16 protein-coding genes are annotated in these 13,467 nt (G+C 62.0%); 12 read left to right on the forward strand and 4 right to left on the reverse strand.

The annotated features are described in order from the left end of the window. Positions 1 to 101 precede the first annotated feature (101 nt). The 3 genes from ffh to rpsP are packed head-to-tail and all read left to right on the forward strand — an operon-like array spanning position 102 to position 2,409. Positions 102 to 1,679 carry a signal recognition particle protein gene (ffh, locus tag AB4048_RS10050; protein WP_442201805.1) on the forward strand — a complete coding sequence of 526 codons (1,578 nt, stop codon included), beginning with the start codon at positions 102 to 104 and terminating at the stop codon, positions 1,677 to 1,679. Between the two features lie 15 nt (positions 1,680 to 1,694). Then, entirely contained in the window at positions 1,695 to 2,003 is a 309-nt protein-coding gene (locus AB4048_RS10055; RefSeq protein WP_442201806.1) for a chorismate mutase, read from the forward strand. Between the two features lie 49 nt (positions 2,004 to 2,052). Continuing rightward, positions 2,053 to 2,409: a 30S ribosomal protein S16 gene (gene rpsP, locus AB4048_RS10060; RefSeq protein WP_442201807.1), complete on the forward strand. Its 357-nt coding sequence runs from the start codon at positions 2,053 to 2,055 to the stop codon at positions 2,407 to 2,409. 124 nt (positions 2,410 to 2,533) lie between these two features. Here the strand turns inward: rpsP and AB4048_RS10065 are convergent, their stop codons facing one another. Continuing rightward, complete coding sequence (locus AB4048_RS10065) at positions 2,534 to 2,827, reverse strand: hypothetical protein (RefSeq protein ID WP_442201808.1); 294 nt, start codon at positions 2,825 to 2,827, stop codon at positions 2,534 to 2,536. A 179-nt stretch (positions 2,828 to 3,006) separates the two neighbouring features. Here AB4048_RS10065 and rimM point away from each other — a divergent pair, with 179 nt between their 5' ends. From rimM to AB4048_RS10100, 7 genes are all read left to right on the forward strand, one after another. Beyond that, complete coding sequence (rimM, locus tag AB4048_RS10070) at positions 3,007 to 3,576, forward strand: ribosome maturation factor RimM (RefSeq protein ID WP_442201809.1); 570 nt, start codon at positions 3,007 to 3,009, stop codon at positions 3,574 to 3,576. Positions 3,577 to 3,580: 4 nt separating this feature from the next. Next, positions 3,581 to 4,279, forward strand: coding sequence for a tRNA (guanosine(37)-N1)-methyltransferase TrmD (gene trmD / locus AB4048_RS10075; protein WP_442201810.1), 699 nt, complete (start codon positions 3,581 to 3,583; stop codon positions 4,277 to 4,279). Between the two features lie 249 nt (positions 4,280 to 4,528). Further along, positions 4,529 to 5,071 (forward strand): 50S ribosomal protein L19, encoded by a 543-nt coding sequence (rplS, locus tag AB4048_RS10080; protein WP_442201811.1) that lies wholly within the window; start codon positions 4,529 to 4,531, stop codon positions 5,069 to 5,071. A 158-nt stretch (positions 5,072 to 5,229) separates the two neighbouring features. Further along, positions 5,230 to 6,027 carry a basic amino acid ABC transporter substrate-binding protein gene (locus tag AB4048_RS10085; protein WP_442201812.1) on the forward strand — a complete coding sequence of 266 codons (798 nt, stop codon included), beginning with the start codon at positions 5,230 to 5,232 and terminating at the stop codon, positions 6,025 to 6,027. A 34-nt stretch (positions 6,028 to 6,061) separates the two neighbouring features. Further along, positions 6,062 to 6,892: an amino acid ABC transporter permease gene (locus tag AB4048_RS10090; protein WP_442201813.1), complete on the forward strand. Its 831-nt coding sequence runs from the start codon at positions 6,062 to 6,064 to the stop codon at positions 6,890 to 6,892. A 243-nt stretch (positions 6,893 to 7,135) separates the two neighbouring features. Next, on the forward strand, positions 7,136 to 8,545 hold the full coding sequence (gene leuC, locus AB4048_RS10095) for a 3-isopropylmalate dehydratase large subunit (RefSeq protein WP_442201814.1): 1,410 nt from the start codon (positions 7,136 to 7,138) through the stop codon (positions 8,543 to 8,545). A gap of 188 nt (positions 8,546 to 8,733) precedes the next feature. Continuing rightward, a complete protein-coding gene (locus AB4048_RS10100; RefSeq protein WP_442201815.1) occupies positions 8,734 to 9,270 on the forward strand; it encodes a SixA phosphatase family protein in 537 nt (178 codons plus the stop codon). A gap of 42 nt (positions 9,271 to 9,312) precedes the next feature. Here AB4048_RS10100 and AB4048_RS10105 read toward each other — a convergent pair whose 3' ends face one another. Further along, positions 9,313 to 10,143 (reverse strand): aldo/keto reductase, encoded by an 831-nt coding sequence (locus AB4048_RS10105; RefSeq protein ID WP_442201816.1) that lies wholly within the window; start codon positions 10,141 to 10,143, stop codon positions 9,313 to 9,315. A gap of 370 nt (positions 10,144 to 10,513) precedes the next feature. On the opposite strand from AB4048_RS10105, the gene AB4048_RS10110 reads away from it, so the two are divergent. Together AB4048_RS10110 and AB4048_RS10115 are read left to right on the forward strand one after the other, a co-directional pair. Further along, on the forward strand, positions 10,514 to 11,197 hold the full coding sequence (locus tag AB4048_RS10110; RefSeq protein WP_442201817.1) for a response regulator transcription factor: 684 nt from the start codon (positions 10,514 to 10,516) through the stop codon (positions 11,195 to 11,197). Positions 11,198 to 11,210: 13 nt separating this feature from the next. Then, positions 11,211 to 11,666 carry a cyclic nucleotide-binding domain-containing protein gene (locus tag AB4048_RS10115; protein ID WP_442201818.1) on the forward strand — a complete coding sequence of 152 codons (456 nt, stop codon included), beginning with the start codon at positions 11,211 to 11,213 and terminating at the stop codon, positions 11,664 to 11,666. An 18-nt stretch (positions 11,667 to 11,684) separates the two neighbouring features. Here AB4048_RS10115 and AB4048_RS10120 read toward each other — a convergent pair whose 3' ends face one another. Then, positions 11,685 to 12,488 (reverse strand): exodeoxyribonuclease III, encoded by an 804-nt coding sequence (locus AB4048_RS10120; protein WP_442201819.1) that lies wholly within the window; start codon positions 12,486 to 12,488, stop codon positions 11,685 to 11,687. A gap of 166 nt (positions 12,489 to 12,654) precedes the next feature. Continuing rightward, the gene (locus tag AB4048_RS10125) at positions 12,655 to 13,329 is read right to left on the reverse strand and encodes an outer membrane lipoprotein carrier protein LolA (RefSeq protein ID WP_442201820.1); all 675 of its coding nucleotides are present in this window, start codon (positions 13,327 to 13,329) and stop codon (positions 12,655 to 12,657) included. Between the last annotated feature and the right edge of the window lie 138 nt (positions 13,330 to 13,467).

Here is a 13,467-nt window from a genome sequence, read left to right on the forward strand (position 1 = left end):
ATGCGCCCTCGGGTGCTTTTTGGCTTTGCGTCTTGTTTTCGTCAAGGAAAAGCACAACGTTTCGGACACTGAAAACCTCCCGAAGCGACAAGGAAGAGCCGATGTTTGAAAACCTCCAGGACCGTCTTGGTTCCATCTTGAATGGACTGACCGGCCGTGGCGCGCTGTCGGAAGCCGATGTTGCGGCGGCCCTGCGCGAAGTGCGCCGTGCGCTGCTCGAAGCGGACGTGGCGCTGGACGTCGTGCGCTCCTTCACCGATCGCGTGCGTGAAAAAGCTGTCGGCGCTGAAATCCTGAAGTCGATCAAGCCCGGCCAGATGGTCGTCAAGCTCGTCCACGACGAGCTCGTCGAGATGCTCGGCGGCGAAGGCGTCGGCGTCGATCTCCATGCCGCGGCCCCCGTCGTGATCATGATGGTCGGCTTGCAGGGTTCGGGTAAGACGACGACGACGGCGAAGATCGCCCACCGGCTGACGACGCGCGACAAGAAGAAGGTCCTGATGGCCTCGCTCGACACGCGCCGCCCGGCCGCGCAGGAGCAGCTTCGCCAACTCGGCGTTCAGGCAAACGTCGACACGCTGCCGGTCATCGCCGGCCAGTCGCCGACCGATATCGCCGCCCGCGCCGTTCAGGCAGCCAAGCTCGGCGGCCATGACGTCGTCATCCTCGACACCGCCGGCCGCACGCATATCGACGAACCCTTGATGGTCGAAATGTTCGACATCAAGAAGAAGTCGAACCCGCATGAAATCCTGCTGGTCGCCGACAGCCTGACCGGCCAGGATGCCGTCAACCTCGCCCGCAACTTCGACGAACGCGTCGGCATCACCGGCCTGGTGCTCACCCGCATGGATGGCGACGGGCGCGGTGGCGCGGCCCTTTCCATGCGCGCCGTCACCGGCAAGCCGATCAAGTTGATCGGCGTCGGCGAAAAGATGGGTGAGCTCGACGAATTCCACCCCCGCCGCATCGCCGACCGCATTCTCGGCATGGGCGACATCGTGTCGCTGGTCGAGAAGGCGGCGGAAAATATCGACGCCGAAAAGGCGGCCGCCATGGCCGCCAAGATGGCCAAGGGCAAGTTCGACCTCAACGACCTCGCCGACCAGCTGCGCCAGATGCAGAAGATGGGCGGCATGGGCGGCATCATGGGGATGATGCCTGGCATGTCCGGCATGAAGGACAAGATTGCGGCCGCCGGCCTCGACGACAGCCTCTTCAAGCGCCAGCTCGCCATCATCTCCTCGATGACCAAGGCCGAGCGCGCCAATCCCGACATGCTGAAGCATTCCCGCAAGAAGCGCATCGCCGGCGGCTCCGGCACCGATGCCTCCGACATCAACAAGCTTCTCAAAATGCATCGCCAGATGGCGGACATGATGAAGATGATGGGCGGCAAGGGCAAAGGCGGCCTGATGAAGCAGATGATGGGCGGCCTTGCCGGCAAAATGGGCCTTGGGGGCCTCGGCGGCGGCATGGGCGGCATGCCCGATCTCTCCAACATCGACCCCAAGCAGCTCGAGGCGCTTCAGAAGCAGGCTGAAGCCGCGGGCTTCAAGCCCGGCGGCGGAATGCCGGGTCTTGGTGGCGGCGGTGGATTGCCGGGCCTTGGCGGCGCGAAGCTGCCGGGCCTGGGCGGTGGTTTCCCGGGGCTTCCCGGATTGCCGAAGAAGAAGTGAAGGATCGCCAGAAGAATGATTGATCCCGATGTAAAGACCCAGCTCGCGGGCTACCGCCAGTCGATCGACAACATCGACGCCGCCCTCGTGCACATGCTGGCCGAACGTTTCCGCTGCACCAAAGAGGTCGGCGTGCTGAAGGCCAAATACAACCTGCCGCCGGCCGACACGTCGCGCGAGGAATACCAGATCGAGCGTCTGCGTCGCCTGGCAAAGGACGCCAATCTGGATCCGGATTTCGCCGAGAAGTTCCTGAACTTCGTCATCAAGGAAGTCATCCGGCACCATGAACAGATCGCTGCGGACTTAAGCAGCGCGAAATGAACCATACCGCCCCAACGAAGCGGTCCAGAACAGCCTAAGGAGAAATAACATGGCACTGAAAATTCGTCTCGCCCGCGGCGGCTCCAAGAAGCGCCCGTACTATCACGTCGTCGTTGCCGACGCCCGTTCGCCCCGCGACGGCCGTTTCCTGGAAAAGCTCGGTTCCTGGAACCCGATGCTTGCCAAGGACGACGCCAAGCGCGTTGAAATCGACGCCGAGCGTATCAAGCACTGGATCGACAACGGCGCCCAGCCGACCGATCGCGTCCTGCGCTTCCTCAACGAAGCAGGCGTTGCAACGCGCGAAGCCAGGAGCAACCCGGTAAAGGCAAAGCCGGGCAAGAAGGCCCAGGAGCGCGCCGCCGAAAAGGCCCAGAAGGCCGCCGCCGACGCTGCAGCCGAGTAATTCGGCCGGCACAGATGGGCCGGCGCCACGGCGCCACCCATCGATGCCCATTCGATCCTCCGTATCGTCAGATGCGGAGGATTTTCTTTGCCGGCCGATGACGCAGGGGAAAAGGGTTGGAGTACTAGCCACCCAGCTTCTGAATAGTCGCCAGGGCCGCGATGCCCAAAGCCATCAAGCCACCGAGACGAACTGTCATCTGGAGCGTCTGTCGATCAATGGTCGCCTTCAAGGCCTCGATCTTGAGATCGATAAGAACAAGATCGGCCTTCGTCGCAAGCGCGATATCCGCCTTTGTGACCTGCTCGGCCATGATGAAATCCCTTGCGGCGCCCGCATGCCCAGCGGCCTGTTGCGACGGCACGCCGGAAGCCTCCAGCCGCTGCGCGTAGCCCAGACTATCAAATGCAACTGCCATCTTCAAACGTCTCCGGCACTGGCAATCATCAAAATATGCCTCACAACATATTACAACCTTCGCGAGCTGTAAATAACGAGCAATGTTCGGCCAACCATAGGCGCCAGTGTTTTTGTTTGCGATCTGCGGCGGTTGCTCTATGAGAGGGCGATGTTGATCTTTCAGTTCGTGGACAGGCCATGACAAAGCTCGAAAACCCCATTTTGATGGCAACGATCGGCGGAGCGCAGGGGCTTCGCGGCGAAGTGCGCGCCCGCGCCTATACCTCCGATCCGACAGCGCTTGGCGACTATGGTCACCTGCACAGCTTGGACGGCCGCAGCTTCGAGGTGCTGGAGATACGCGAAGCGAAGAATGTCGTCGTCGTCCGCTTTCGAGGCGTCAATGACCGCGATGCCGCCGAAGCATTGAACGGCCTCGAACTCTACGTCGAGCGGGAAAACCTGCCTGACGAGGAGCTTGATGACGACGAGTTCTTCTATGCCGACCTCGAAGGTCTGGAAGCGGTGGACGATAACGGCGTCGCCTACGGCGTAATCAGCGGCGTCTACGATTTTGGCGCCGGCAACCTTCTGGAGCTTAAGGGACCCGGCAAGCGCCCCGTGCTCATTCCCTTCTCCGAAGCAGCCGTGTTTGAGATCGATCTTGAGAACGGACGGATCGTCGTCGATCCACTCGCGGCCGGCCTTCTCGACAGCTCCGACGACGCCGGCGGCAAGCAGGGCGGAACCGACAGCCCAAAGACGTGATGAGATGAGCTTCAAGGCGACGGTTCTCACCCTCTACCCGGAGATGTTTCCGGGCCATCTGAGCCATTCGCTGGCGGGCAAGGCGCTCGCGCGCGGCCAGTGGTCGCTCGACACCCTACAGATCCGCGATTTCGCCACCGACAAGCACCGCACGGTTGACGATACCCCGGCCGGCGGCGGGGCCGGAATGGTGCTGAAGCCGGACGTGCTCGCCCGCGCCATCGACCACGCTTCCGCGGACGATGACCGACCGCGCCTCCTGATGAGCCCGCGCGGTCGACCTCTCACGCAAAAGCGCGTGCGGGAGATCGCGAGCGGCCACGGCGTCATCATCGTCTGCGGCCGCTTCGAGGGCGTTGACCAGAGGGTGATCGATGCCCGCAATCTCGAGGAAGTGTCGATCGGCGACTATATTCTGTCCGGCGGCGAACCGGCGGCGTTGACGCTTTTGGACGCGATCGTGCGCATCCTGCCGGGGGTGATGGGCAACGATCTTTCCGGCCTGAACGAAAGCTTCGAGGGTGGCTTGCTCGAATATCCGCACTACACCCGTCCACAGGAATGGGAGGGCCTCGAAATTCCTGCGGTGCTGACATCAGGCAATCACGGCGCCATCGCCCGGTGGCAGCGGGACGAGGCTCTCCGGCTGACCAAGGAGCGGCGTCCCGATCTTCTCGAAAAACCGGACGCACCGGATAAATAGACGGCCTTCGCGCTTGTCTTTTGCGGCTAAAGCGCCAGATTCCGGGCTGTTCGGGGATAAAAATCAGCGCTAAGGGATGACAAGGCCTGGGCTTTCGTGTATTGGCGCACGCGGAAATGGGCTCATGCCCGTCTGCCAGTAAACAAAGAATGGCGAATCCGCTCCGCCCTGACGGGCACATCCCAAGGCTTGACCGAGGGATCATTGCCGAGCGCTCTGGCTGTTTCAGAAAAACTTGAGGTAAGACCGATGAACATCATTCAGCAGCTTGAGGCCGAACAGGCCGCCAAGATCGAAGCCAAGCGCACGCTTCCAGAATTTTCCCCGGGCGACACCGTCCGCGTCAACGTGAAGGTCACGGAAGGCACCCGTACCCGCGTTCAGGCCTATGAAGGCGTCTGCATCGCCCGTTGCGGCGGCGGCCTTCAGGAAAACTTCACCGTTCGCAAGATCTCCTACGGCGAAGGCGTCGAGCGCGTATTCCCGATCTACTCGCCGATGATCGAAAGCGTCGAAGTCGTTCGCCGCGGTAAGGTTCGTCGCGCCAAGCTCTATTACCTGCGCGACCGTCGCGGCAAGTCTGCCCGTATCGTCGAGAACACCGGCACCCGCGCCCGCAAGCTCAATGACGCCGAGCGCCAGGCGCTTGCTGAGGAAAAGGCCCGTATCGAAGCTGAAAAGGTTGCAGCCGCTCAGGCGCTCGCAGCCGAGAAGGCAGCAGCCGAAGCCGCCGAAAAGGCAGCAGCGGAAGCAGCAGCAGCTGCAGCCGCCGAGGCACCGGTAGCCGAATAAGCTCGCCGCCTCTGGCAAAAATGTTTTCCTGGAAAGGCGGTCTTTGGGCCGCCTTTTCTGTTTTCCTCTTTCCGGCCATGGCAATGGACAGACGCGCGCATTTTCAACTATGAAAGTGTGCTTATAAAATATGCTATCGCGTCATCTGGGGGAACATCATGCTATTTCGCCGCACTATTTTCGCCGGGCTCGCCGCCCTCGTGCTTGCCCCGTTCGCCGCCTTTGCGGCAGACCTGCCGAACCTCGGCGGCAAAGCGGTAATCGTTGTCACCGAGAACGCCTACCCGCCGCTGCAATTCGTCGACCCCAAGACCGGCAAGCAGATCGGCTGGGAATACGACGCGATGAACGAGATCGCCAAGCGCTTGAACTTCAAGGTCGAATACCAGAACACCAGCTGGGACGCGATGATCCAGGCCGTCTCCGACAACCAGTACAACATCGGCATGACCGGCATCACCATCAAGGACGACCGCAAACAGAAGGTTGACTTCTCCGACCCCTACATGCGCTCGCAGCAGTTCATGCTGGTTCGCGCCGACGAAAAGCGCTTCACGGATGCCAAGAGCTTCGGCGCGTTGAAGGACGGCCTGATCGGTGCGCAGCCGGGAACCTCGCCCTTCTATACCGCCGTCTATGAAATCCTCGACGGCAACGAGCAGAATCCGCGCATCAAGCTGTTCGAGACCTTCGGTGCCACGGTCCAGGCGCTGAAAGCCGGCGACGTCGATCTGGTACTGACCGACAGCGTTGCCGCCAAGGGCTATGTCGATGCCTCCAGCGGGGCGCTGAAGGTGGTCGGCGAACCGCTCGGCACCGAAGATTTCGGCTTCATCTTCCCGAAGGGCTCCGAGCTCGTGGCGCCTGTCAATGCCGCGATCGCGTCGCTGAAAGCCGACGGCACCTTCGACGCTCTGAACAAGAAGTGGTTCCTCGACTACAAGATGGGCCAATGAGCGGGCTTCAAGTCCGTCCGGAGCCTTCGCGCTGATGGCAATGCAGCCGGCACCGGTTAGACAATCCGAGGGCGACTACCCGTGGTGGCTGGTCGCCCTTGTCTTGTTCGCGGTCGCGATCGCCGCCGTCATCGTCGCAAACGATATTTACGCCCAGGTCTTCCTGACGGTTGTAAACGGCGTCGGCGTCACGGTCTTCGTAACCCTCGTCGCCTTCCTGCTCGCGACCGTCCTCGGGTTGGCGATCGCACTTCTCGGCCTATCCGACCACATCGCTCTTAGGCAGATCGCGCGCTTTTACATCGAAGTCATTCGCGGCATCCCGATGCTGGTGCTGCTCTTCTACGTTGCTTTTGTCGGCGCGCCGGCCTTCGTCGCGCTTTCGAACGTGATTGCCGCCCCGCTCATCGATCGCGGCTGGGTGCAGCCGATGGTCGTCCGTGACTTTTCGCTGATGTGGCGCGCGATCATCGCATTGATGATCGGTTATGCGGCCTTCATCGCCGAAATTTTCCGGGCAGGCATCCAATCCGTCGACCACGGGCAGATCGAGGCGGCAAAGGCGCTCGGCCTCTCGCGCTACCAGCGCTTTCGCCTCGTCATTTTTCCGCAGGCGATCCGGGTGATCTTTCCGCCTCTCTCGAACGATTTCGTCTCGATGGTGAAGGATAGTTCGCTGGTCTCGGTGCTGGGTGTCTCAGACATCACGCAGATGGGCAAGGTCTACGCCTCCGGATCCTTCCGCTTCTTCGAGACCTATTCGATCGTTGCCTATGTCTATCTCGTGCTGACGATCGGCCTCTCGCTCGTGCTGCGGCGGGTCGAAGCGCGGATGCGCAAGAATGTTTCTCCCCATCGGCGCTAGCGCTGCGACGAAATGGAAGCATTGCCGTCGGGAAGAAAAATTGATAATAGCGGCCCCATGGAATCGAAGTTCAAGTGCACCGGCGGGGAAACCTTCGTGCTGCAGGACCATAAGCGCCTGCCGGCCCGTTTCTTTGCGATGATTTCGGGCGCGCTCAACTGCCGACTTAGCTGATCCTTCCGCGGCCGGCGGACCGTTCCGTCATTTCCGATATCCCGACACTACCAATATGGATTTGCAGCCATGAGCGCACCCCGTACCCTCTACGACAAGATCTGGGACGACCATCTGGTCGATCAACAGGACGACGGCACCTGTCTTCTCTACATCGACCGTCACCTCGTTCACGAAGTGACGTCGCCGCAGGCCTTCGAAGGCCTGCGCATGACCCACCGCAAGGTTCGCGCCCCGGAAAAGACGCTCGCCGTCGTCGACCACAACGTTCCGACCTCGCCTGACCGCCACCTCGGCATCAAGAACGAGGAGAGCCGCATCCAGGTGGAGCAGCTCGCCACGAACGCGGCCGAATTCGGCGTCGAATACTACTCCGAGAACGACAAACGCCAGGGCATCGTCCACATCATCGGGCCCGAGCAAGGCTTCACGCTGCCGGGCATGACGATCGTGTGCGGCGACAGCCACACCTCCACGCACGGCGCCTTCGGCTCGCTCGCCCACGGCATCGGCACGTCCGAGGTCGAGCACGTTCTTGCCACACAGACGCTCATCCAGAAGAAGGCGAAGAACATGCTGGTGCAGGTCGACGGCCAGCTGCCGCCGGGCGTCACCGCCAAGGACATCGTTCTCGCGATCATCGGCGAAATCGGCACCGCCGGCGGCACCGGCTATGTCATCGAATATGCCGGCGAAGCCATCCGTGCGCTGTCGATGGAAGGCCGCATGACGATCTGCAACATGTCGATCGAAGGCGGCGCCCGCGCCGGCCTGATCGCCCCGGATGAGATCACCTTCGAATACATCACGGGCAAGCCGCGCGCGCCGAAGGGCGAGGCGCTGGAGCAGGCGATCGCCTACTGGAAGACGCTGACGACAGACGAAGGCGCGCTTTTCGACCGCGTCGTGACGCTGAACGCCGCCGAACTGCCCCCCATCGTTTCCTGGGGCTCCTCGCCGGAAGACGTCGTTTCCGTTCAGGGCGTCGTCCCGAACCCGGACGAGATCACCGACGAGACCAAGCGCTCGTCCAAGTGGCGCGCTCTCGACTATATGGGCTTGAAGCCGGGCACGCCGATGACCGAGATCAACATCGACCGCGTCTTCATCGGCTCCTGCACCAATGGTCGTATCGAAGACCTGCGGGCCGTCGCCAAAGTTGTCGAAGGCAAGAAGGTGGCCTCGACCGTCGACGCGATGATCGTTCCGGGCTCCGGCCTCGTGAAGGAACAGGCGGAAGCCGAAGGCCTCGACAAGATCTTCAAGGAAGCCGGCTTCGACTGGCGCGAGCCGGGCTGCTCCATGTGCCTGGCGATGAACGACGACCGCCTGAAGCCCGGCGAACGCTGCGCTTCGACCTCGAACCGCAACTTCGAAGGCCGCCAGGGCTTCAAGGGCCGCACGCATCTCGTTTCGCCCGCGATGGCCGCTGCCGCCGCCGTCGCCGGCCACTTCGTCGATATCCGCGAGTGGAAGTAACAGGGTCGCTCCCTTCCTCGACCTGAGGGAGGGAGCGCCAAACATCGCGCGACTAGCTAATATAGGCGTGTATCGCCCTACGGTCCCATAGGGACATAATTTCCCCATACAACGTGATTCGCCGCGCTGGCCGCTCTCCTCGGAGCGCGACGTCCTGACCGCTGCAGCCGAATTGTGCCGGGGTTTCCATGAGCCAAGAATCGCCTGCCCCGAAGCGCCGCCTCATTCTCCTGCGCCACGCGAAATCAGCCTGGCCGGAAGGGGTGACGGATCATGACCGCCCCCTTGCCGGGCGTGGGCGGAAGGCGGCGCCGGTGATGGGCGCCTACCTGGCGCACAACGATCTTCTGCCCGACCTCGTTTTGGTATCGACGGCGCGGCGCGCGCAGGAGACATGGTCGCTGGTTCGCGACGCGCTGCCCCCTTCCGTCGTCAAATGCGATGTCAGCGGGCTCTATGAAGCATCCTGCGCCCGGATCGCCGACATCCTCTATGCCGTCGAACCATCCTTCGAAACGGTCATGTTGATCGGCCACAATCCCGGCCTGGAGGATCTGGCGCTGCTGCTTGCCTGCGAGGGCGACCCGGCGGCGCAGGAAAAGATCTCGGAGAAGTTTCCGACCGCCGGGCTCGCCGTCATCGACTTCTCAGCCCCGCGATGGGCGGACATCGCGCCGAACGGCGGCTATCTCGAGCGGTTCGTAACGCCGGGATCGCTGGTTTAGTGCAAATCCAGGCAGGGGCGGCCCTTGGCCGCCCCCAAGACATCAAAACGCTGCGGTCACTGGATCGGGACCGATGCGGGCGCCGGCGGAATCGAGCGTGTCGACCTTCGCCATATCCTCGGCATCGAGCTTGAAGTCGAACACCCCAAAGTTTTCCTCGATGCGGCTCGGCGTGATCGACTTCGGGATGACGATCAGACCGTTGTCCATGTGCCAGCGGATGACGACCTGCGCCGGAGTTCGGCCATGCTTTGCGGCAATGGCGCCGATCACCGGGTTCGTCAGCAGCTTGCCCTGGCCGAGCGGGCTCCAGGATTCCGTCTTGATGCCGAGACTGTCATGCAGTTCGCGCAGCGCCCGCTGCTGGAAATCGGGATGCAGCTCGATCTGGTTCAAGACCGGCGTCACCCCCGTTTCGTCGATGATCCGCTTGAGGTGCGCCTCACCGAAATTGGAAACCCCGATCGAGCGCGCGCGACCTTCCTCCTTCAAGCGCAGGAACGCCTTCCAGCTGTCGAGATAAAGTCCGCGATGGGCCGAAGGCCAGTGGATGAGGTAGAGGTCGACATAGTCGGTGCCGAGGCGCTTCAGGCTTTCGTCGAAGGCCTTCAGAGTGGAACCATAGCCCTGCGCATCGTTCCAGAGCTTGGTGGTGAGGAAGATATCGCCGCGCGAAACGCCGGAGGTGCGGATACCCTCGCCGACACCGTCTTCGTTGTTGTAGATCGCGGCCGTATCGACGTGGCGGTAGCCAGCGGCAATGGCGGCTCGCACGCTCGGCGCGGCGATCTCGTTTGCCGTCTGCCAGACGCCGAGGCCGACTTGCGGGATGGTCTTGCCGTCATTGAAGGTGATTGTCGGTTGAGTGCTCAATATCTCTCTCCGAATGAATCTGAGTGATGGGGCGGCTCACGCGTGAAGGGAGGGATGGGCCGCGCTCGTCGGCACGAACGGCCGACGGCGTTGATATAGGACCGCGTTCAGGAATTGTCAGCCCCGCGGACGTCGAAGCGTCAGCGAACACGGACGCAGCCCGCCCGGCGGACTGTATTGACAAAGGGCTGGACGGCGTTAGCACACCTTGCCTTTTTCATTTTGCTCACATGTTTTTGCTTTGCGCGTGATTATTTTTGAAACCATAGCAGTTTCAACCGCATGACACCGCGCCGAGCGCCGTTTGGCTTGCCAAAGCCATAATTTGGCGTAGGACTTAAATCGTGGGAAGCGTAAGGACCTGACCCTGATGACTGCACGTACTATGCTGCTGGTGGATGACGACGACGACCTGCGCGAGATGCTGGTCGAGCAGCTGTCGCTCTACGAAGAATTCTCCGTCCTGCAGGAGACGACCGCCGCCAAGGGATTGCAGACGGCCCGCTCCGCCACGATCGACCTCCTGATCATGGATGTCGGGTTGCCTGACATGGACGGCCGCGAGGCGGTGAAGCTTTTGCGCAAGAGCGGCTTCAAGGCGCCGATCATCATGCTGACCGGGCACGATACCGATTCCGACACCATCCTCGGCCTCGAGGCCGGCGCCAACGACTACGTCACCAAGCCGTTCCGGTTTGCGGTGCTGCTTGCCCGCATCCGCGCGCAGCTGCGCCAGCACGAGCAGAGCGAGGACGCGACCTTCACCGTCGGTCCCTATGTCTTCAAACCCAGCCAGAAGCTCCTGACGACCGACGACGGCCAAAAGATCCGCCTCACGGAAAAGGAAGCGGCGATCATCCGCTATCTCTACCGCGCCGACCAGAAGGTGGTGACGCGCGACGTGCTGCTCGAGGAAGTCTGGGGCTACAATTCCGGTGTCACCACGCACACTCTGGAGACACATGTCTATCGCCTGCGCCAGAAGATCGAGCGCGACCCCTCCAATGCCGAGATTCTGGTGACGGAAAACGGCGGCTATAAGATCCTTCCGTAACCGGGGCGGCAGAATGGCGCTGAATGACGACATCAACCTGCTGGCGCAGCTGCCTCTGTTTCATGGCATGCAGGACGACCAGTTGCGCCTGATCGCCTTCGGCGCCGATCGCCGCCATATCACCGCCGGCCAAACCCTGTTCCGCGAAAAATCCCCGGCCGAATGCGCCTATCTGGTGGCACGCGGCAGTTTCGAACTGACGACGCTGGATGGCGCCGGACTGTCGAAGGTCGCGGCGATCGCGACGCAAGGAACGCTGCTTTCGGAGCTCGCGCTTGTCACGCTGGTCGAGCGAAAGTTCACGGCGGTGGCGCTGGAGGAATCCGACGTCATCCGCATCACGCGCACGCTTTTCCATCGGCTAATCGAGGAATACCCCGACGCCGCACGCCTCATCGAGAGCCGCGTGCGCGAGAATTTCACCGCCATGGCAAAGCAGGCGGCGACGATGCTCTACCGGTTTTCCTGAGCGGGCAGCCTCAACAGGCTAAAGATTGAAATGCGCGACGACCGGCACGTGGTCTGACGGGCGATCCCAGCCGCGAGCCGCCTTCAGGATCTCGATGCGCTGCAACAGCGGTCCGAGATCGGATGAAGACCAGATGTGGTCGAGACGGCGGCCGCGATCCGCCGCCTCCCAATCCTTCGCCCGGTAGCTCCACCACGTATAGAGCTTTTCGCTCGGCGGGGTGTGCTGGCGCATCAGATCGAGCCAGGCGCCGCGCTGCATCACTTCGATCAAACCATCGGTCTCGACCGGCGTGTGGCTGACAATCCTGAGCAGCTGCTTGTGCGACCAGACGTCATGCTCCAGCGGCGCGATGTTGAGGTCGCCGACCAGGATGGCGGAGGTGTTCGGCTCGGCATTGGCACGCAGGCGCTTCATTTCCTCGATGAAATCGAGCTTGTGGCCGAATTTCGGGTTGATGTCGCGATCCGGCTCGTCGCCGCCTGCGGGCACGTAGAAGTTATGGAGCCGGATGCGTCGGCCGTTGTGCTCGCAGAGCGCCGAGATGTGGCGGGCGTCGCCCACGCCGCAATAATCCTGACGATGATCCTCGGTCAGCGGAATGCGCGATGCGATGGCAACGCCGTGGTAGCCTTTCTGGCCGTGGATGATGATGTGTTCGTAGCCGAGCGCCTTCAGGGGCGCGCGCGGAAAGAGTTCGTTCGGAACCTTGGTTTCCTGTAGGCAGAGGATGTCCGGTCGGTGCTGCAACAGGAACTGCTCCACGATCGGCATGCGCAGGCGCACCGAATTTATGTTCCAGGTCGCGATCGAGAATCCCATGCCGTGCCCCTTTTCATCCAAAGCCGGCAAGGCTTTAGCGCATAACCGTTTAAATCGGAACCGATTTAAACGCAGGACCCCGCGCGAATTTCGCGGTGCGACGGCGTCTGCAGCGCGCAATGAATGGCGCGCTGCGCTACCGACCGTGCGGGGAAGGGAGGGGGTCTCAGCGTCTGCGGATATTGAGATCGTTATAGGGAATACGGAAGACGCTTTCGTCGAAGGCGACGTTCGTCCTGACGTTGTTGATGACGACGGACGTGTTCTTGCCCTGGTTGTCGGTCACCGTCCATTGGCGAAGATCGTAGGTCTTGCTGTCGAACATCATGGTGATCAGCGAATCGCCGAAGATCGTGCGGTTGCCGAGCACGATGGTCGTCAGGTCCGGCGCCGACTTGACGCTGCGGACCATGTTGTCGGAGAGATCGATCTTGCTGGCGAGCAGCAGCGTCAGCGGAGTCTTCGAAAGCGGGTAGACGTCCCAGGTCTTGAGGTCGATATTTCCAACGACGACGTTGCTGCCGTCGGCAATCACGCGCATCGGCGAGGGCGCGTCATAGTTGAACCGCATCCTGCCCGGCCGCTGGATGAAGAATCGCCCGCTCGTCTGTTCGCCGCGCGGGCCGAACTGCACGAATTCGCCCTGCATGGTCCGTGTCGACGAGAAATGGTCGGCGATCGCCTGGGCGAGGCCGGCGCCGGCTGCGGCCGCCTGGGCGTGGGCGCCGACGGGAGCAATGCTCACAACCGCCGCAGCCGTACAAACACTTAGAAAATGGCGCCGCGTGATGGCCGGGCGAGCGATGGGTTGCGCAACATGGCCGGCGTAGTCGTCTTTCATCAAATTCTCCTTTTATGCGCTCTCCATGGAGCCGAAAGTCGGCGTCTTCATGGCGCGCCGTCTCTGGGGAATATAGGGCGCCGATATGCCGTTCCGAGCTTTCACGGGGCACGATGCCGAAAAGTATGCGCGGCGTTC

The sequence above is a fragment of the Rhizobium sp. RAF56 genome (assembly GCF_052113965.1).
Lineage (GTDB): Bacteria > Pseudomonadota > Alphaproteobacteria > Rhizobiales > Rhizobiaceae > Rhizobium.

Bases quoted from the DNA above. Each gene is read 5' to 3' on its own strand.
- ffh (WP_442201805.1), top strand. From the start codon at position 102: ATGTTTGAAAACCTCCAGGACCGTCTTGGTTCCATCTTGAATGGACTG.
- AB4048_RS10055 (WP_442201806.1), top strand. From the start codon at position 1,695: ATGATTGATCCCGATGTAAAGACCCAGCTCGCGGGCTACCGCCAGTCG.
- rpsP (WP_442201807.1), top strand. From the start codon at position 2,053: ATGGCACTGAAAATTCGTCTCGCCCGCGGCGGCTCCAAGAAGCGCCCG.
- AB4048_RS10065 (WP_442201808.1), bottom strand. From the start codon at position 2,827: ATGGCAGTTGCATTTGATAGTCTGGGCTACGCGCAGCGGCTGGAGGCT.
- rimM (WP_442201809.1), top strand. From the start codon at position 3,007: ATGACAAAGCTCGAAAACCCCATTTTGATGGCAACGATCGGCGGAGCG.
- trmD (WP_442201810.1), top strand. From the start codon at position 3,581: ATGAGCTTCAAGGCGACGGTTCTCACCCTCTACCCGGAGATGTTTCCG.
- rplS (WP_442201811.1), top strand. From the start codon at position 4,529: ATGAACATCATTCAGCAGCTTGAGGCCGAACAGGCCGCCAAGATCGAA.
- AB4048_RS10085 (WP_442201812.1), top strand. From the start codon at position 5,230: ATGCTATTTCGCCGCACTATTTTCGCCGGGCTCGCCGCCCTCGTGCTT.
- AB4048_RS10090 (WP_442201813.1), top strand. From the start codon at position 6,062: ATGGCAATGCAGCCGGCACCGGTTAGACAATCCGAGGGCGACTACCCG.
- leuC (WP_442201814.1), top strand. From the start codon at position 7,136: ATGAGCGCACCCCGTACCCTCTACGACAAGATCTGGGACGACCATCTG.
- AB4048_RS10100 (WP_442201815.1), top strand. From the start codon at position 8,734: ATGAGCCAAGAATCGCCTGCCCCGAAGCGCCGCCTCATTCTCCTGCGC.
- AB4048_RS10110 (WP_442201817.1), top strand. From the start codon at position 10,514: ATGACTGCACGTACTATGCTGCTGGTGGATGACGACGACGACCTGCGC.
- AB4048_RS10115 (WP_442201818.1), top strand. From the start codon at position 11,211: ATGGCGCTGAATGACGACATCAACCTGCTGGCGCAGCTGCCTCTGTTT.
- AB4048_RS10120 (WP_442201819.1), bottom strand. From the start codon at position 12,488: ATGGGATTCTCGATCGCGACCTGGAACATAAATTCGGTGCGCCTGCGC.
- AB4048_RS10125 (WP_442201820.1), bottom strand. From the start codon at position 13,329: ATGAAAGACGACTACGCCGGCCATGTTGCGCAACCCATCGCTCGCCCG.